16 protein-coding genes are annotated in these 19,944 nt (G+C 48.5%); 14 read left to right on the forward strand and 2 right to left on the reverse strand.

Annotated elements, in window-relative coordinates; translation table 11 throughout:
• From pyrI to VIC_RS25380, 8 genes are all read left to right on the forward strand, one after another.
• A complete protein-coding gene (gene pyrI / locus VIC_RS25345; protein WP_006963258.1) occupies positions 1 to 465 on the forward strand; it encodes an aspartate carbamoyltransferase regulatory subunit in 465 nt (154 codons plus the stop codon).
• A gap of 286 nt (positions 466 to 751) precedes the next feature.
• Entirely contained in the window at positions 752 to 1,240 is a 489-nt protein-coding gene (locus VIC_RS25350; protein ID WP_006963259.1) for an arginine repressor, read from the forward strand.
• Between the two features lie 149 nt (positions 1,241 to 1,389).
• Complete coding sequence (locus VIC_RS25355; RefSeq protein ID WP_006963260.1) at positions 1,390 to 3,183, forward strand: protein-disulfide reductase DsbD; 1,794 nt, start codon at positions 1,390 to 1,392, stop codon at positions 3,181 to 3,183.
• Positions 3,184 to 3,360: 177 nt separating this feature from the next.
• Entirely contained in the window at positions 3,361 to 3,996 is a 636-nt protein-coding gene (locus tag VIC_RS25360) for a response regulator transcription factor (RefSeq protein ID WP_006963261.1), read from the forward strand.
• Between the two features lie 106 nt (positions 3,997 to 4,102).
• Complete coding sequence (locus VIC_RS25365; RefSeq protein WP_006963262.1) at positions 4,103 to 4,729, forward strand: MarC family protein; 627 nt, start codon at positions 4,103 to 4,105, stop codon at positions 4,727 to 4,729.
• Between the two features lie 220 nt (positions 4,730 to 4,949).
• The gene (locus tag VIC_RS25370) at positions 4,950 to 5,213 is read left to right on the forward strand and encodes a DUF4212 domain-containing protein (RefSeq protein WP_006963263.1); all 264 of its coding nucleotides are present in this window, start codon (positions 4,950 to 4,952) and stop codon (positions 5,211 to 5,213) included.
• A gap of 12 nt (positions 5,214 to 5,225) precedes the next feature.
• A complete protein-coding gene (locus VIC_RS25375) occupies positions 5,226 to 6,953 on the forward strand; it encodes a sodium:solute symporter family protein (protein ID WP_006963264.1) in 1,728 nt (575 codons plus the stop codon).
• 107 nt (positions 6,954 to 7,060) lie between these two features.
• Entirely contained in the window at positions 7,061 to 7,543 is a 483-nt protein-coding gene (locus tag VIC_RS25380) for a hypothetical protein (protein WP_006963265.1), read from the forward strand.
• Between the two features lie 101 nt (positions 7,544 to 7,644).
• Here VIC_RS25380 and VIC_RS25385 read toward each other — a convergent pair whose 3' ends face one another.
• Entirely contained in the window at positions 7,645 to 11,073 is a 3,429-nt protein-coding gene (locus VIC_RS25385) for a PAS domain-containing hybrid sensor histidine kinase/response regulator (protein WP_006963266.1), read from the reverse strand.
• A gap of 113 nt (positions 11,074 to 11,186) precedes the next feature.
• Positions 11,187 to 12,362 carry a 3-phenylpropionate MFS transporter gene (locus tag VIC_RS25390; RefSeq protein WP_006963267.1) on the reverse strand — a complete coding sequence of 392 codons (1,176 nt, stop codon included), beginning with the start codon at positions 12,360 to 12,362 and terminating at the stop codon, positions 11,187 to 11,189.
• 195 nt (positions 12,363 to 12,557) lie between these two features.
• Here VIC_RS25390 and VIC_RS25395 point away from each other — a divergent pair, with 195 nt between their 5' ends.
• From VIC_RS25395 to accC, 6 genes are all read left to right on the forward strand, one after another.
• Complete coding sequence (locus VIC_RS25395; RefSeq protein ID WP_006963268.1) at positions 12,558 to 14,384, forward strand: DUF294 nucleotidyltransferase-like domain-containing protein; 1,827 nt, start codon at positions 12,558 to 12,560, stop codon at positions 14,382 to 14,384.
• Positions 14,385 to 14,386: 2 nt separating this feature from the next.
• Positions 14,387 to 15,019, forward strand: coding sequence for a 3'-5' exonuclease (locus VIC_RS25400; RefSeq protein ID WP_006963269.1), 633 nt, complete (start codon positions 14,387 to 14,389; stop codon positions 15,017 to 15,019).
• A gap of 202 nt (positions 15,020 to 15,221) precedes the next feature.
• Positions 15,222 to 17,174, forward strand: coding sequence for an acetate--CoA ligase (gene acs, locus VIC_RS25405; protein WP_006963270.1), 1,953 nt, complete (start codon positions 15,222 to 15,224; stop codon positions 17,172 to 17,174).
• Between the two features lie 293 nt (positions 17,175 to 17,467).
• Positions 17,468 to 17,917: a type II 3-dehydroquinate dehydratase gene (gene aroQ, locus VIC_RS25410; RefSeq protein ID WP_006963271.1), complete on the forward strand. Its 450-nt coding sequence runs from the start codon at positions 17,468 to 17,470 to the stop codon at positions 17,915 to 17,917.
• A gap of 82 nt (positions 17,918 to 17,999) precedes the next feature.
• On the forward strand, positions 18,000 to 18,470 hold the full coding sequence (gene accB / locus VIC_RS25415; protein WP_006963272.1) for an acetyl-CoA carboxylase biotin carboxyl carrier protein: 471 nt from the start codon (positions 18,000 to 18,002) through the stop codon (positions 18,468 to 18,470).
• A 15-nt stretch (positions 18,471 to 18,485) separates the two neighbouring features.
• Entirely contained in the window at positions 18,486 to 19,829 is a 1,344-nt protein-coding gene (gene accC / locus VIC_RS25420; protein WP_006963273.1) for an acetyl-CoA carboxylase biotin carboxylase subunit, read from the forward strand.
• Positions 19,830 to 19,944: the final 115 nt, after the last annotated feature.

The raw sequence follows: 19,944 nt of genomic DNA on the forward strand, positions 1-19,944 counted from the left end.
ATGGTGAAAGAAACTCAACTACAAGTAGAAGCCATTCGTAACGGCAGCGTGATTGACCATATTCCTGCTAACGTCGGCATTAAAGTGCTCAAACTTTTTAAAATGCACAAGACCAATCAACGCATCACCATTGGTCTCAACTTACCTTCTTCGGCGCTCGGCGAGAAAGACCTCATCAAGATTGAAAATGTCTATTTGACCAAAGAGCAGGCCAACCAATTGGCTCTGTATGCGCCGAAAGCCACCGTAAACCAGATTGAGGAATATCAGGTGGTCAACAAGCTGACCTTAGCGCTCCCAGAACATATTCATAGCGTCTTTGAGTGTCCGAACAGCAATTGTATTTCGCACGGTGAACCTGTCGAAAGCCACTTTAAAGTGCTGCAAAAGCAGAGTCACGTTCAGCTCAAATGCCACTACTGTGAAAAAGTATTCTCACGCGAAATCATGGCAGAAGTGCGCTAATCAGCTCTGACAAACGCTATTTAAAAGTGCTGTGGATATTTATTCCCATTTGAGAATAAATATCCACACACCACAGAATTATCAACCAATAAAATCACCAATTAATAGTTTTTAATTGGTGATCCCTTTCAAAAAGCCACACTTTGTTTGGTGTTAAAATACTCCCGAATCAAATCTTTAAGTCACCACAGAAGTGACCGCTCAATGTCTGAAGGCACTACTAGGGAATGAAGTGCCGAAGGTCGCAAGGAAGAGTTATCTCTACGTCATGTTTTAAGGAGTTCGCATGAGTGAAACTCTAAATCTCGCTTCGGTGGATTACACTGAAGACAAAACCCTGACCGCAGCCTGTAAACGCCTGCTTCAACAGCAGAGCTTTACCACTCAGAATGAGTTGCGCGAAGCACTGGTTGATATTGGCTTTGAAGGTATCAGCCAGTCTACGGTCTCGCGTCTGCTGTCTCAGCTTGGGGTAGTTAAGGTCCAGAATGCCTGTGGTAAAAAGGTGTATTGCATTACCGTTGAAACCGCACCTGTGCGTGTTGAGTCATCGATTTCCTCGCAGATTGAATTCATTACCCATAATCAGGCGATGGTGGTGGTTAAAACTCACCCAGGCAGTGCCCAGCTTGTCGCACGATTGGTCGACATCGACCCACACACCGAAATCCTCGGTACAGTAGGTGGCAACGACACCGTCCTCGTGATACCAAAAGACACCGATCATATTGATGCCTGCGAACGAGTGGTTCGCGCTCGACTCGGTGTGGCTTAAGTCTTGCCTACATCATCTCAACTTAAGTCAGGTATCGGCCTGACTTAAGCTTTTGAATTGGCGATATTTGTCGGAGTATGAAACTTATTCCCCCTTTCCCCTGTCTGATTGAGTTAAAATGATGAAAATTTAACTCAAGTGACTTTTCTATGCGTGCCGTCTTTTCACTGATTTTATTATGTCTGACTGTAGCTTCTGCCCCTGCTATGGCGCTTTTCGAGCAGTCTAACTCTGCGCCTAGCTTCGGAAATCAGAGCAATACTTTTGTCCCTGTCGATCAAGCTTTCCCGTTTAACGCCTACCAACAAGGCGATCGGGTTTTCCTCGACTGGCAAGTCAAACAGGATTACTACCTCTACCAACACCGTTTATCGGTCAGCGGCGAAAATGTCACGGTAGGCGAGCTGAAAATGGAAGACGGCCAGCCCTACAAAGACGAGTTTTTCGGTGAGGTCAACATCTATACCACACCTCTGTTTGTCGAAGTGCCTTTGGCCGATTATCAGGATGGCGCCCGTCTGATTGTCCAGTATCAGGGCTGTGCAAAAGCTGGCTTTTGCTACCCACCAGAGACTCGCGTGGTTGACTTAACCAGCTTCCAATCCAGCGCTGGTGACCAATCAGCGCCATCTGGCAGCGCAAGTTCTTCTGCCCCAACTGACACTCCAGTCAAACCGTCACAGCCGGTTTCTCAGGAGTCGAGCCTAGCGTCCAGCCTAAGTGATAGCTGGTGGACCCCCTTACTGTTTTTAGCACTGGGTGTTGGCCTTGCGTTTACGCCATGCGTACTGCCGATGTATCCGATTTTGACCAGTATTGTGCTTGGCAGCGGCAAACTGAGTCACGGCCGAGCATTAGGCCTGGCGTTTATTTACGTTCAAGGGATGGCACTCACCTACACCTTATTGGGATTGGTTGTCGCCTCGGCGGGTATGCAGTTTCAGGCCGCCATGCAACACCCTTATGTCCTGATTGGTTTAAGCGTCATGTTTGTTGCCCTAGCGCTGTCGATGTTTGGTGCCTACACCATTCAGCTGCCAAGTGCAGTGCAGACTTGGCTCAATAACCTAAGTAACAAACAGCAAGGCGGCAGCTCGCTGGGCGTGTTTGCCATGGGTGCAATTTCTGGATTAGTCTGCTCCCCTTGCACCACAGCGCCGCTTTCAGGCGCACTGCTCTACGTCGCACAAAGCGGTGACTTACTCACGGGCGGCGTCGCACTGTACGCTCTCGCTTTAGGTATGGGCATCCCGCTAATGCTGGTTGCGGTATTTGGCAACAAACTGCTGCCAAAAGCCGGTAACTGGATGGACAGAGTAAAAACCCTGTTTGGCTTTATTCTGCTTGCTGCGCCAATCTTCTTACTTGAACGTATCCTGCCAGAAACTTGGGCAACCGGGTTGTGGTCCGCACTTGGTCTAGCCGCTTTTGGCTGGCTATACCATGTTAAAAACTCACTGCCATTTGGCGGCTGGAAACAAAGTGCAGTCGGTATCATTGCGGTTCTTGGCTTATTCGCTTCAGCGCAACCCGCACTCAACTATTGGTTTGGTGGTCATACAGAACAAGCGCAGCCTAGTATTCAATTTACACGCATTAGCACTGTGGATGACCTCAACAGCCAGTTGGAACAAGCTAAGCTGGCAGGCAAGCCTGTGATGCTCGACTTCTATGCTGACTGGTGTGTGGCGTGTAAAGAGTTCGAAAAGTACACCTTCCACAAGCCTGATGTAGAAGCAAAGCTACGTAATTTTGTGCTGTTACAGGCCGATGTCACCAAGAACCTGCCGCAAGACATCGCACTGCTAAAAGAGATGAATGTACTTGGCCTGCCAACAATAGAGTTCTGGGACGCCAGCGGCCAACATGTCTCCAACGCCAGAGTAACCGGATTTATGCAGGCAGAGCCGTTTTTACAACACATCAACGCCCACAGCCTGTAAGCACCAGCGGATTAACTTCACGCCAGTCTAACGACTGGCGTTTTTGTATCTTGTTTATTTATATGCAATTTGGCGATAAAACCCGATACAGTTCAGACTTTTAGGGTATGGATATTGTCCATACTCTCAAAGGTGACAATAATTCCTGTAAGCAAACTTTCAATAGCAGTTAACGTCATGGACTCGACCTACACCATTATCATCGCCGACGATCACCCTTTATTTCGTAATGCACTGTTTCAATCTGTGCACATGGCGGTTAGTGGTGCCAATTTATTGGAAGCGGACTCCCTCGATGCGCTTCTGGCAGTTCTTGCCAAAGAAGACGAACCCGACCTTCTGCTGCTTGATTTAAAAATGCCTGGCGCCAACGGGATGTCTGGGCTGATTCAGCTACGGGCAGAGTACCCGGACATGCCCATTGTGGTCGTGTCGGCCAGTGAAGAACCTTCCGTAGTCACTCAGGTCAAGAGCCACGGTGCGTTTGGTTTTATCCCTAAGTCGAGTGACATGCGAGAATTGGTCAGTGCATTGAATCAGGTCTTGAGCGGCGAACCTTTCTTCCCAGAAGGCTCCATCACCAACAACGCAGCTTGTAATGACTTAGCAGAGAAAATTGCCACTTTAACGCCACAGCAATACAAAGTACTCGGAATGTTATCTGATGGTCTGCTAAACAAGCAAATTGCCTATGAGTTAAATGTTTCTGAAGCAACGATAAAAGCCCACATGACTGCGATCTTTAGAAAGTTAGGTGTTAAAAACCGTACTCAGGCTGTGATTTTACTTCAGCAGCTAGAATCTGAATCTTAATTTTCTTTTTCACCCTATCTCGATCATTTATCTGCTAAGATAGTCAAGTCGGTCATCTGATCGACTTATTCATCCCTCTGTTTCACTAACTCTGGGAGTCAAATCATTGCTTAGCGTATTGATCACTCAATTTGTCGTTCTCTGGGCCGTCATCGATCCGATTGGTTCAGTTCCGGTCTATCTATCCCAAACTCAACACCTTACTGCCAAGCAACGCCGTTTAGTGGCGCTCAAAGCGGTAGGTATTTCAACAGGCGTACTTCTGTTCTTCCTCATTGCCGGTCAGCTGCTGCTGGATGCAATGCAGATTCCTCTACCTGCGTTTCAGGCAGCTGGTGGCTTAGTACTCTTGCTGTTCGCTCTAACAATGATTTTTGGTGAATCTAAGCCTGAACAGGAAACTAAGCTTTCTGAAGAAGTCAGCCACTCCGATCTGGCTGACTTAGCCGTCTACCCACTCGCGATCCCTTCAATTGCCTCTCCCGGCGCAATGATGGCGATCGTGATGCTGACCGACAACCACCGTTATTCCTTGGTCGACCAAGGCATTACTGCCGCGGTGATGGTGAGTGTTCTGTTGATCACCTTACTCCTGCTGCTTGGCGCGACACATATCCAGAAATGGATTGGCAATGTCGGCGCTGCGATCATCAGCCGAGTCATGGGGTTGATCCTTGCAGCAGTGGCTTTAAACAACCTGTTATTGGGCATCAAAGACTTCTACCTTGGTTGAATTATTTTATAAAGTCATCAACACATCATTAGACCTTAGGCTAATTTAACACCACATTAACATCACAAAAATCTATCATTCAAATATTAAGCACCTGATTTTTAGGTGCTTTTTGTTTTTTCTCTCGCGACTAAAGTTGCAAAGAGTTCTTGTCAGCACCTTGCTAATGTAGATGGTGAAACATTTATTTAACAACGAAACCAATCGTAAGGAGGCGGCAATGGCGTTTGAAAGTCAGGAACGAGCCAAAGCCTACTGGGACAAAAACGTAAAACTGATGATTAGCTTAATGGTTATATGGTTTGTCGTTTCTTTTGGCTGCGGCATTCTATTTGTCGACGAGCTTAACCAATTTCAGATAGGTGGTTACAAACTGGGCTTCTGGTTTGCACAACAAGGTTCCATCTATACCTTTCTAGGCATTATTTTCTACTACGCGTGGAAAATGCGCCAAATCGATCGCGAATTTGATGTGGACGAGTAAGGAGCAGTTCAGATGGATTTGAAAACAATCACTTATCTCGTTGTAGGTGCCACCTTTATCCTTTATATCGGTATCGCAATTTGGGCACGCGCGGGATCAACTAAAGAGTTCTATGTTGCAGGGGGCGGGGTTAACCCGATCGCCAACGGCATGGCAACCGCCGCAGACTGGATGTCTGCTGCTTCCTTCATTTCAATGGCAGGCCTTATCGCTTTCATGGGCTACGGTGGTTCTGTATTCCTGATGGGCTGGACAGGCGGCTATGTACTACTCGCTCTGCTTTTAGCGCCTTACCTACGCAAATTTGGTAAGTTCACGGTACCTGAGTTCGTTGGTGAGCGTTTCTACTCCAATGGTGCACGTATTGTTGCGGTTGTGTGTCTGATTATCGCGTCAGTGACTTACGTAATCGGTCAGATGAAAGGGGTTGGTGTTGCCTTCGGTCGATTCCTTGAAGTGGACTACTCAACAGGTCTACTGATCGGTATGTGTATTGTATTCATGTACGCAGTAATGGGCGGCATGAAAGGCATTACCTACACGCAGATTGCTCAGTACTGTGTACTTATTCTTGCGTACACTATTCCAGCTATCTTTATCTCGCTCCAACTAACGGGTAACCCAATTCCACAAATCGGTCTCGGCAGTACCATGGCCGGAACGGATGTCTATCTACTCGATCGGCTTGATCAGGTGGTCACCGAACTCGGCTTCAGTGAATATACCACCCAAGTACGTGGCGATACCTTGAACATGTTCGTCTACACCATGTCTCTGATGATTGGTACTGCGGGTCTACCGCACGTTATCATCCGTTTCTTCACGGTACCGAAAGTACGTGATGCACGTACTTCAGCAGGCTGGGCGCTAGTCTTTATCGCGATTCTATACACGACTGCACCTGCGGTATCTGCAATGGCACGTCTAAACCTAATGGATACGGTTAACCCGGCTCCGGGTCAAAATCTTGCTTACGATGAACGCCCTGACTGGTTCAAAAACTGGGAAAAAACTGGCCTACTTGGCTTTGATGACAAGAACGGTGATGGCAACATCCAGTACACATCAAATGCTGAAACCAACGAGCTGAAAGTCGACCGTGACATCATGGTATTGGCTAACCCAGAAATTGCCAAGCTACCTAACTGGGTTATTGCACTGGTTGCCGCGGGTGGTTTAGCCGCTGCTCTATCTACCGCTGCTGGCCTGCTACTTGCGATATCGTCGGCAATATCTCATGACTTAATCAAAGGTGTGATAAATCCGAATATCTCTGAGAAGAAAGAGCTACTGGCGAGCCGGATATCCATGGCGGTCGCAATTGCTGTCGCCGGTTATCTGGGGTTAAATCCTCCTGGCTTTGCAGCAGGTACGGTGGCACTGGCCTTCGGTCTGGCCGCATCGTCCATCTTCCCAGCCTTGATGATGGGTATTTTCAGTAAGAACATCAACAAGGAAGGCGCGATTGCCGGTATGATTGCAGGTATCACGATCACTCTATTCTACGTATTCCAGCACAAAGGCATCCTGTTCATCGCTGACTGGAAGTACCTAGAAAGCTGGGGCAGCAACTGGTTCCTAGGTATCGAACCTAATGCCTTCGGTGCTATCGGTGCGCTATTCAACTTCCTAGTTGCATTCGCGGTATCGAGAGTCACGGCAGAAACACCACAAGAAGTGAAAGATTTGGTCGAACACGTTCGTGTTCCAGCAGGCGCTGGAGATGCGGTAGATCACTAATCTACACTTAACTATTAAAGCCCCTCACGGGACGACCCGTCCGGGGCTTTTTTATTGCTCTTAATTCAGTTACCGTAGTTTCGAAATGTTGTCGCAAGGAAGCCAAGATGTTCAAAAATAAGCACTTTATTGTCGCTCTTTTGATTGCACCGATTCTGTCCATTATTGCCTATTTCGGCACTGACATGGCAGTCAGCGAAAAACCCCATGCCGCCAAAGAAGGCCAGAGCTACAAACTGGTCAGCAAATCAAACTGCCGCTACACCAGTGGTTTGTGCGATATGGAAAATGGAGACTTTAAGGTCAAGTTCCGCTCAGAAAAGCTTACTGATGAAAATCTTGAGTTATCACTTCATTCAGCCCATTCTCTCGAAGGCGTTAAGCTTTCTTTGGTCGACAGCCAAGAGCAGAACGCGCAACCAATCAATATGGAACCAGCCGATCAAGCAGGGCAAAACTGGTATATCACGTTACCTAAACCCACATCAGCAGACAGCTGGTTGAGAGTGGCGATTCAATCTGACGGCACGCTGTATTATGGGGAAACACAAACCGCATTCGTGAAATACGAAACACTGTTTACTGAGTAAACCGAAATTAGAATAGCTAAAAGGGTTGACGTGAAGCGTCAACCCTTTTTGTTTAAACGCACTGAGTCATATTCAAACGCGCGACAGGATGCTTGGTAAGCCTAGACCCGATTCAGAATCGCTCTAAGTTTGAGCGGTTTAACTGGCTTAGGAATAAAGCTAAATCCGTTAGATTTAATGCCATCCATCATGTCGTTGGTTCGATCAGCACTGATGATCACCCCTTCAAAGCTATCTCCCAAGCGCAGGCGACACTGTTGGAGAACTTCAAGCCCTGTACGGCCGTTATCGAGACGATAGTCGGAGAGAACCACGTCCGGCAGCCACTCTTCGTCTAGACATTTCAGACTAGTGACAATATCGGTTGCCGTGCGCACGTTACATCCCCAACGCGCAAGCAAGTTTTCCATCCCGACCAAGATTTCTGGCTCATTGTCGACACAGAGTACATTAAGGTGGCTGAGGTCAGAGACGGCAGCAGAAGGCGCAGCTTGCGGCTGCACTAAAGCTTCTGCACTGCGGTGGAGTGTGATTGAGAATACACTGCCTTTACCGGGCCACGAACGCATGGATATTTGATGACCAAGCACGTGGGCGATGCCTTTCGAAATCGCTAAACCAAGCCCAAGCCCCTGATCCGAACGAACCTGACTGCCGCGGGTAAACTCTTCAAAAATTTCCTGCTGTTTGTCTTCATCGATACCGGTGCCGTTATCCCACACTTCAATCCTCGCCTGTTGACCTACCCGTCTTACCCCAAGCACCACCTTGCCTTTGGGATTGTAACGGAAAGCATTGGTTAGGAAGTTCTGCACCACCCTGCGCAGTAGTTTCGGGTCAGATTGAACAATCAGCTGGCTTGGCACCATCTCAAACTCTATCCCCTGCTGTTTTGCCAACGCACTGAATTCAGCATTTAGATTGGAGAGAACATCATTAATTGCAAAGCTATGCACATTAATATCAAGCTTGCCAGACTCCAACCGAGAAATATCAAGCAAGTCATCAATCAGATCTTCAGCAGCCTCCAAAGCACTTTCAATATGCTTGGAGAGACGCTTGGTTTCCTCTTCTTGCGCCACCTCAGACAGTGATGAAGCAAACAAGCGGGCGGCATTGAGTGGCTGCATCAGATCATGACTGACCGCCGCAAGAAAGCGCGATTTCGACTGAGATTCATGCTCGGAACGTTGAGTGGCAGAGACCAGCTGTTTGTTGAGTTGCTCCAGCTCTTGAGTCCGCTCATGAACCCGCTCTTCCAAACTTTCGTTAGCATCCTTAAGTGCCTGTTCCGCATCACGGAACACTGTAATGTCCGTAAAACTCATCACAAAGCCGCCACCGGGCATCGGATTGCCCTGCACTTCAATAACCCGACCATCAGGCCGAACTCGTGAAGAAGTATGACGGGTGCCTTGTTCAAGGTGATAGATACGGCGACGGACATGGTCTTCTGGGTCACCGGGGCCACATAGCCCCTGCTCCGCATTGTGACGAATCACATCCGCTATCGGCCTGCCTACCTGAATCAACCCTTGAGGAAATACAAACAGTTCCAGATATCGTTGGTTCCATGCCACCAGACGAAGCTGCTTATCCACCACCGCAATGCCTTGGCCAATATGCTCAATCGCCCCTTGGAGAAGCCCGCGGCTAAAGTCATACAACTCAGAGGCTTCATCGACAATGGTCGCGACTTCTTCCAGTTGCATGTTGCGACCTTGTAGGGCAGAGGTCAGGACCAACTTTGCTGAAGAGGCGCCAAAGACGCCAGCCAACACCCGTTCCGTGTGGCGGATTAAACTGGCGGGTGCTTGCTGATTTGGCAGCATAGTTTCGTGTTGCTGGGCCCAGTATTGCTCAAACGCAATGCGCACCCTTTGTCGACCAACAAATCGCGCAGCTAGCATTTCCAGCTCTCCCACCGTCACGCGGCTTTGGTAGAGGCTGATGTTCTCACTTTCTGGCATTGGCGTACCGACAAAAGACGCCGACTGCAAACGCTCACTCAGACTTGAACGCGTCATTAACGAAACTACTACATAGCACAGCGCGTTGATCGTCACGCTGAGGACAATTCCCCAGTCAGAACCTTTGATGCCTACAGCCTGTAAAGCCTCTGGCGGTGTCACTAGCCACAGAAGGAAATTACTGTTGGCATCGCCGGCCAGCATATCGGTCTGACTCATTAGGGTAATAAGCCACAAGCCAAAGCCAAACGCGAGGCCAACATAGACACCTTTTCGGTTGCCATTTCGCCAGTACATTCCGCCCAGAAGAGCAGGTGCAAACTGAGTAATAGCCGCAAATGAAAGAAAGCCAATTGCCGATAGAGAGTGGATGTTGCCTAATGCCTGATAGAAACCCCATGCCCCAAGTAACAGCAGCAAAATTAAGCCACGTCGAATAACCAGTAATAAGCCTGAAAAGTGGCGATGATTTCGCTGAGCAAGCTTCATCCGGCGCAGCAACAGCGGCATCACCAGATCGTTCGACACCATGATGGCTAACGCAATAGTCGAGACAATAACCATTCCGCTAGCGGCAGACGTGCCACCGAGAAAAGCCAGCAAAGCAATATCCTGAGCACCTACGGCCATCGGTAAGCTGATCACATACGTATCCGGGCTCGCACTACTCAGCAGCCCCTGCCCTACCCAAGCAATAGGCAAAACAAAGATGCCCATCAGCACCAGATAAACAGGGAATAACCAGCGCGCCGTATGCAAGTCCTGTGCGCGCTCGTTTTCCACTACCATGGTATGGAACTGACGCGGCAGACAAACAATCGCCATCATGGTCAGCACAGTGTGAATTAATAATGTCGGTAGGTTTGGTGATTGATAGGTGTCAGAGGCAATCGACATCAGCTCAATGTCGCTGCGATTGAGCGCCAGATAGAGGATGAAACACCCAACGGCGAGGAATGCCACCAGCTTGACGATCGACTCAAATGCGATCGCCATCATCATTCCACGATGGTGCTCTGTGTTGTCGATGTGGCGCGTACCGAACAACATGGTAAATATCGCCAATGCACCAACCACAAACCAAGATACATCCATGCCCCGAGCGTTAAATGCTTCCGGTAATTCCGGAGAGACGATCTCCAACCCCATGGTAATACCACGCAGCTGTAAGGCGATGTAGGGCAAGATCCCCGCCACGGCAATCAGAGTGACGGCGACGGCTAAGCCTTGAGATTTACCATAGCGAGCAGCGATAAAGTCGGCAATCGACGTAATGTGTTCGCGCTTAGCGGTAATGATCAAGCGAGCTAGTACTCGCCATCCAAGGGTGAACACCAAGATAGGTGCAATGTAAATCGGGAGGAATGACCACGGATTGTTACTGGCCTGCCCCACCGTGCCATAGAAGGTCCACGACGTACAGTAGACCGCAATCGACAAACTGTAGATCCACGGCCGCCAGCGAGCTAGCCAACGATGCTGCTTATCGCCATACCAAGCAATGAGAAAGAGGAGTCCGAGGTACATCAGTGATACGGTGATCACTAGCCAGCCTTGCATCTGATTTCCTTATCGAATTGAATTCCGCAGCTTTGTTTATACAAACAAAAACCTCTCCATACTGGAGAGGTTTCATTTAACTAAGGAAGCGAATCGAACTCAAACAGTTCCGCTTAATTCTGTGCTTTAACGTCGATAACCGAGGTACGTTCGCGTTTTGGTTCAACACGAATAAACAGGGCCAGAATACCCATCACCGCCATCGCCCAAAACACGTTCGCGCCCCAATTCTCATACCCCCAACCACTCAAAGCGGTCATCAGAGCGATGAATGCACCGAGCGGAATCGCATTGTACAGTGCTTGCAGGGCGACCATTTTTCTTGGCTCCGAGTGCTGGATGTATTGAATAGCAGCAATGTGTGCGACGGCAAACGTCACACCGTGGAGTAATTGGATTAAGACAAGCCCAATCAGAACCGTGGTCGAAGCGGTCAACCCCCAGCGAACCACGACTCCAATAGCAGCGACTAAAAACAGTGCACGTAGCGACCAGCCGGCAAACAGGCGTTTACTCAAGGCGAAAATTGCCACTTCCGCCACCACGCCTAAGCTCCATAAATAGCCGATTATATCTTCAGAATGCCCGGCTTCTTTCCAGTATATTGAGCTAAAACTGTAGTAAGCGGCATGACTGCCCTGAATCAAAGCCGCCAGAGCGAGGAACTTCAAGACGGAAGACTCCTTTAGTAGCTCGGTCAGTTTCGGTCTTTCTGCCTGCTCTTCTTCCGTCGTGACAGGCATCGGATTGGTGTTGCGCATCCCAACTAAAATGGCAAAAAATACCCCCGCTAGCGCGGTATACAAAATCATATCAGTGCCGAATTTGGCCACCAGATAGCCGACCACCGTAGAACCTGCAATAAAGGCCACAGATCCCCACAGTCGAGCACGCCCATAGTCGAGCATCTTCAGCCGCGCATAGTAGTTCGCCATCGCATCAGACAGCGGCACAATCGGCCCGCAGCAAAGGTTAAACAGCACAGTTGCACCTGCCATCAACCAAAAACTACCGCCCGTAAAGAAGTGAAAACCGATAAAAATTAGGGCTGCAATGCTCAACCAGCGCAGCGCGGGCATCAGGTGCTCAACTATATGGATACGCGGCGTTAGTACCATATTGGCGACACAACGAGTCGCAAAACCAATTCCAACTAATAAGCCGATATCTGTAGCTGAAACACCCTGTTCCTCAAACCACAACGCCCAGAATGGCAGATAGACACCATAGGCAAAAAAGAATCCGACAAAGTATTGAGATATCCAGCCATAGGGAGACGGATTGAGCATTTTGACCTCTGAATGCGATATGAGAGCGGATGCCGCATTATCTCTGCTTACTTGCTGAATAAAAAGGGAAGATTACTCACCAATCTGTTTCCGCACAGCCATCCTAAATTAGAGTAATTCGACCAAAGTCGTCTGGCACTTAAAAGGAAACTTGTCACACTTAAAACATGGTTTCTTTTCTCACGCGGATCCGGTATGCCAGATAAATTCAACATGCACTCTCCACCGTTTGATCGTCTCGACGAAAGACAGCAGAACAAGCTACGTGCTTCGCTGGATGTGGCGTACTACCGAGATAAAGAAGTTTTGCTGGCAACCGATGGGGACAGCCAGCACCTGCATATTCTGATTAAAGGCGCTGTTGAGGAGCGCAGTGCTAATGGAGAGGAAGTATTCGCCCATTACGCCAATGATGACTTGTTTGATGTACGCGCGCTGTTTGAAGGTAAAGTCCGCCACCACTACGTCGCGCTGGAAGATACACTCACGTATCTGCTGCCTAAAGCGGTCTTTCTTGAGCTATACAACGAAAATGGCCAGTTTGCGGCCTATTTCGATAACAATCTCGCCAAGCGACAGCAGTTGATTGAAGCTGCCCAGCAGCAACAGAATCTGGCCGAGTTTATTCTCACTAAAGTTGACCGTGATATCTATCACCCTCCGATGATTCTTAACCCTGAGCAACCGCTTAATGAGGTCACTCAGGTCTTAAAACAAAATGGGATTGATGCCGCTTTGGTCAGGCTCCATGATGACGATCCACGCTTGACCAACAACCCAAATCAGCTGCCTTTCGCTATCGTCACCCGAACCAACATGCTGCATGCCGTAATGCTTGACGGTCATCCGCTGGATACTCAAATCAGCGCGATTGCTACCTTTCCGGTGGTTCATGTCGACGATGGCGATTTTCTGTTTAACGCGATGATAAAGATGACCCGTCAGCGTCTGAAACGGGTCATGGTGGCGGACGGTAAAGAAGCAGTCGGTATGCTGGATATGACCCAGATTCTCAGTGCCTTTTCGACCCATTCTCATGTATTAACCTTGAGCATAGCCCGCGCTTCCAGCATCGAAGAACTGGCATTAGCATCCAATCGCCAGCGTCAGTTAGTCGATAGCCTGCTAGGAAACGGCATTCGTACACGCTTTATCATGGAGCTGATTTCAGCAGTCAACGAGCAAATTATCGAAAAAGCGTTTGAGCTGATTGTTCCTCCTGCCCTTCACGATCATTGCTGTCTGATCGTTTTAGGCTCAGAAGGGCGCGGGGAACAGATCTTAAAAACCGACCAAGACAATGCATTGATTATCAGAGACGGATTGGACTGGCCTCAGTGCGACACAGTTATGGCTCAACTGACCCACACTTTACAACAACTAGGCTACCCACTTTGCCCGGGTAACGTGATGGTCAACAATCCGAAATGGGTAAAAAGTCAGAGTAACTGGCAGACAACATTAACACGCTGGTCTAAACCTTCTTCTGCCGAGCACGTCATGGATCTGGCTATTTTCACCGATGCCCACGCGGTCGCGGGCAACAAGACCTTACTCACTCCTGTGCGACAACACCTCAAAGGGCTGATGCTGAATAATATGCTGGCGCTACAGGACTTCACTCGACCCGCCTTGCAGTTCTCTCTGCCACTGACTCTGTTTGGCAACGTCAAATCGGATAAACAAGGAGTCGATCTGAAAAGTGGCGGTATCTTCCCAATCGTTCACGGGATTCGTACCCTAGCACTGGAATATGGCTTAGAGGAAAACAACACCTTTGACCGGATTGAAGCGTTGCGTAACAAGCGCATCTTAGAGCCAGAAACCGCGGACAACCTCAATGAGGCATTGAAACTGTTCTTTAAACTCCGTCTTAGCCAACAGGTCGCGAATCAACATAGTCACAACCGCATCAACCTCAAACTGCTCGAACGCACGGAACGTGACTTACTGCGACACAGCCTGCATGTGGTCAAAAAATTCAAACAGTTCCTTGGCTACCACTATCAAATTCGGGACTAATGATGAACTGGATTCAGCGCCGTTACTGGTATCACAAATTGAAGGGCTCTCCTTATCAGCCCCTGTTTGCCTCAGTCCAAAAAGGTGAGTATGTCTCGCTCGACTGTGAAACCACCAGCTTAGATCCAAAGCGCGCCGAACTGGTCACCATCGCAGCGACCAAAATCATCGACAACCGCATCATCACCAGCCAACCTTTCGAAGTGAGATTAAGAGCTCCCCAATCGCTGGATTCTAATTCGGTCAAGATCCATCAGATTCGCCATTCAGATCTGGCCGATGGTATCGATGAAAAACAGGCATTGACACAGTTACTGGCTTTTGTCGGCAATCGGCCACTGGTGGGATACCACATTCGCTACGACAAGAAGATTCTTGATCTGGCGTGTAAACGTCATCTGGGATTTCCTCTCCCCAACCCCTTGATTGAAGTCAGCCAGATTTACCACGACAAACTGGAGAAACACTTACCCAACGCCTATTTCGATCTGAGTCTGGAAGCCATTTGCAAACATCTCGATTTACCGATGCAGAGTAAGCACGACGCTTTGCAAGATGCCATCTCAGCGGCGCTGGTATTTGTTCGCCTGACCAAAGGAGACTTACCGAGCTTAAGTCTGCCCTATACCCGCTAACGGATTCCTACGATCCAACTCTCAAAATCAAACATAGCTTCCTCAATACTAAGCAGAATCAGGCCTCTCATCCTAAAGTCTAATTGTCGAATTACGCTCGGTGCTAGAAAGTTACGGATATAGGGAATTTCGACAAACGTGGAAAACGTTTTAAACGAACACTTGCTCAATTCGTTCTGAATTAAGCCCAAGGAGAAAAGCAATGAGTGAAGCCCATATTTATCCGGTAAAAGAAAATATCAAAACAAATACCCATGCGGATAATGATACCTACCTCGCCATGTACCAACAGTCTGTCTCTGACCCAGAAGGATTCTGGACTGAGCACGGTAAGATTGTTGATTGGATCAAACCCTTCACCAAAGTTAAAAACACTTCATTTGACACAGGCCATGTCGATATTCGCTGGTTTGAAGATGGTACGCTCAACGTATCTGCAAACTGTATTGACCGCCACCTAGCTGAGCGCGGTGACGACGTGGCAATCATCTGGGAAGGTGACGACCCAGCAGACGATAAAACACTGACGTTCAACGAACTGCATAAAGAAGTGTGCCGTTTCTCTAATGCTCTAAAAGAGCAAGGTGTACGTAAAGGCGACGTCGTGTGTCTTTACATGCCAATGGTACCTGAAGCGGCTGTTGCTATGCTGGCTTGTACTCGTATCGGTGCAGTCCACACGGTTGTTTTCGGTGGCTTCTCTCCAGAAGCACTATCAGGACGTATCATTGACTCAGATGCCAAAGTCGTTGTCACAGCCGATGAAGGTGTGCGCGGTGGTCGAGCGGTTCCGCTGAAAAAGAACGTCGATGAAGCATTGACCAACCCAGAAGTAAAAACAATCGATAAAGTACTAGTGCTGAAGCGCACTGGTGGTGATATTGACTGGCATGAGCATCGCGATGTTTGGTGGCATGAAGCAACGGCCTCTGTTTCAGATGATTGCCCACCAGAAGAAATGAAAGCGGAAGACCCACTCTTCATCCTCTACACATCAGGTTCAACCGGTAAACCTAAAGGTGTCCTTCACACCACAGGCGGTTACCTCGTTTACGCCACCATGACTTTCAAATATGTCTTCGACTACCAGCCAGGTGAAACCTTCTGGTGTACCGCTGACGTAGGTTGGATTACAGGTCACACTTACCTTATCTACGGCCCTCTAGCTAATGGTGCTAAAACCATCCTGTTCGAAGGTGTGCCGAACTACCCGAACACCAACCGCATGAGTGAAGTTGTTGATAAACACCAAGTCAATATTCTTTACACTGCACCAACGGCTATTCGTGCGTTAATGGCAAAAGGCAATGAAGCAGTAGATGGCACTACTCGTGACAGCCTGCGTATTATGGGCTCAGTAGGTGAACCAATTAACCCTGAAGCATGGGAGTGGTACTACAAGACGATTGGTAATGAGAAATCTCCGATTGTCGATACTTGGTGGCAAACCGAAACCGGTGGCATCCTTATAACTCCACTACCAGGTGCTACGGCACTAAAACCTGGCTCTGCAACTCGTCCATTCTTTGGCGTACAGCCTGCGTTAGTCGATAACATGGGTAACATCATTGAAGAAACCGCAGCTGAAGGCAACTTGGTGATCCTTGATTCATGGCCAGGTCAAATGCGTACTGTTTATGGCGACCATGAGCGCTTTGAGCAAACGTACTTCTCTACGTTCAAAGGCATGTACTTCACCAGTGACGGTGCCCGTCGTGACGAAGACGGCTACTACTGGATCACAGGCCGTGTTGATGACGTACTCAACGTCTCAGGCCACCGTATGGGTACCGCAGAGATTGAATCGGCTTTAGTTGCCCACGATAAGATTGCAGAAGCGGCAATTGTTGGTATCCCGCATGACATCAAAGGTCAGGCCATTTACGCTTACGTTACGCTTAACGATGGTGAGTTCCCATCAGCAGAGCTGCACAAAGAAGTGAAGGACTGGGTACGTAAAGAGATTGGCCCAATAGCCACGCCAGACGTACTGCACTGGACAGATTCTCTACCGAAAACTCGCTCCGGTAAGATCATGCGTCGTATCCTACGCAAGATAGCCACTGGTGATACCAGCAACTTAGGCGACACCTCAACACTGGCCGATCCAAGCGTTGTTGATAAGTTAATCGCCGAAAAAGCCGAACTTGCATAGAAATAGCAAAACAAGACCAAGCCGCCACATTTGTGGCGGCTTTTTTATTTGTTGGAACATATCTAGCGAGCTGAAGTCCAAGACAAAGCAGTCAAATTTGTTACCTTGGTAGCAGTTTTTCATCTCAGAAACGGGAGATTAGACCAGTAAATTGCTGCTAAATGCGCTGAATTGGCTATAATCTGGGTCTATTTTAAAGATCCAGCGTAAAATTTGACAATACAATCACGCTGAATCGGAAATATTATGGGAAGATTCCAGTTCATATCATGAAGTAGGAAGATGGCAGCACAATGACAGCTAAATCACGCATTCTTGTCTTAAATGGTCCAAATTTAAATCTGTTGGGTCTACGCGAACCGGGTCACTATGGTTCTCAAACCCTACCACAGATTATCGACACTTTAACCGAGCAAGCCCACAAAGCTGGTGTTGAACTAGAGCATCTGCAATCAAATCGCGAATATGAACTGATTGAGAAAATCCACGAATCTTTTGGCAAAGTTGATTTCATTATCATCAACCCAGCAGCCTTCACACATACTAGTGTTGCTCTGCGAGACGCCCTGCTCGGCGTTTCTATCCCATTTATTGAAGTACATTTATCCAACGTGCACGCACGCGAGCCTTTCCGCCATCACTCTTATCTCTCAGATAAGGCACAAGGTGTGATTTGCGGCCTAGGTGCACAAGGTTATGAATTCGCTTTGTCTGCTGCCGTAAACACATTGCAGGCACAGTAGCTTAATTACTATCACAGTAAATGAACACACTCTGCAGCTCACAGAGAGCTGTCTTATTCACAAGATAAAAGAGAAAGAAAAAATGGATATCCGTAAAATCAAAAAGCTTATCGAGTTAGTTGAAGAATCTGGCATTGCTGAGCTAGAAATCTCTGAAGGTGAAGAGTCGGTACGAATCAGCCGTAACGGTTCAGCGGCACCAGCTCCAATTCAATACGCAGCAGCACCAGTTGCAGCGGCACCAGCAGCAGCTCCTGCGGCGGCACCGGCAGCAGCACCTGCTCCAGCGGCAGAAGCAGCAGCGCCAGCAGTACCAGCGGGTCATCAAGTTCTTTCTCCAATGGTCGGTACTTTCTACCGTGCTCCAAGCCCAGACGCGAAAGCATTCATCGAAGTAGGTCAATCAGTAACCGCTGGCGAAACTCTATGTATCGTTGAAGCAATGAAGATGATGAACCAAATCGAAGCAGACAAATCTGGTGTAGTTACTGCAATCCTAGTTGACGATGGTCAGCCAGTTGAATTCGACCAACCACTTGTTGTTATCGAATAATAGAGGCTGTCTCTTATGTTAGATAAATTAGTCATCGCGAACCGAGGCGAAATTGCGCTTCGTATTCTTCGCGCATGTAAAGAATTAGGCATCAAAACCGTTGCCGTACACTCAACAGCAGACCGTGATTTGAAACACGTTCTTCTTGCTGACGAGGCAATTTGTATCGGTCCAGCTCGCGGTATCGATAGCTACTTGAACATCCCACGTATCATTTCTGCAGCAGAAGTAACGGGCGCGATCGCTATCCACCCAGGTTATGGCTTCCTGTCTGAGAATGCAGACTTTGCAGAGCAAGTTGAGCGTAGCGGCTTTATCTTTGTTGGCCCGAAAGCGGAAACGATCCGCATCATGGGTGACAAGGTTTCTGCTATCACTGCAATGAAGAAAGCGGGCGTTCCTTGTGTACCAGGTTCTGACGGCCCTCTAAACGATGATGAAGCGACGAATAAAGCGCACGCTAAACGCATCGGCTACCCAGTCATCATCAAAGCCTCTGGTGGCGGCGGTGGTCGTGGTATGCGCGTGGTTCGCTCTGAAGCTGAGCTAGTAGAAGCTATCGCGATGACGCGTGCAGAAGCAAAAGCAGCATTCAACAACGACATGGTTTACATGGAGAAATTCCTAGAAAACCCACGTCACGTTGAAGTACAGGTGATTGCTGATGGTCAAGGCGGTGCTATCCACCTAGGTGAACGTGACTGTTCTATGCAGCGTCGTCACCAGAAAGTGGTTGAAGAAGCGCCTGCTCCGGGTATCACAGCAGAAATGCGTAAGTACATTGGTGAACGTTGTACGCGTGCTTGTTTGGAAATCGGTTACCGTGGTGCAGGTACTTTCGAGTTCCTTTACGAAAACGGCGAATTCTACTTCATCGAAATGAACACACGTATTCAGGTAGAGCACCCAGTAACAGAAATGGTGACGGGCGTTGACCTAATCAAAGAGCAGCTTCGTGTTGCAGCAGGCCAGCCTTTGTCATTCACTCAGGATGACATCAAGATCCGCGGCCATGCGATTGAGTGTCGTATCAACGCAGAAGACCCTGAGCGTTTCCTACCTTCACCAGGTAAGATTGAGCGCTTCCACGCACCAGGCGGTATGGGTGTTCGTTGGGAATCGCACATCTACACGGGCTACACAGTGCCACCGCACTATGACTCAATGGTCGGTAAGCTGATCACATTCGGTGAAAACCGTGATGTTGCCATTGCTCGCATGAAGAACGCACTCGGTGAGATGATCATCGAAGGCATTAAGACCAACGTTCCGCTGCAAGAAAGCATCATGAACGACGAAAACTTCCAACACGGTGGTGCGAACATCCACTACCTAGAGAAGAAACTCGGTCTGCAGTAATTCGATTACTGACACGATACAAATGCTCACTTCGGTGAGCATTTTTGTTTTCAGCGCACTCTGGACTCAAATAACCCCCCGAGTTCTGCTACACTCTGCGCAAATTTAAATCTAA

Source organism: Vibrio coralliilyticus ATCC BAA-450 (assembly GCF_000176135.1).
Taxonomy (GTDB): Bacteria; Pseudomonadota; Gammaproteobacteria; order Enterobacterales; family Vibrionaceae; genus Vibrio; species Vibrio coralliilyticus.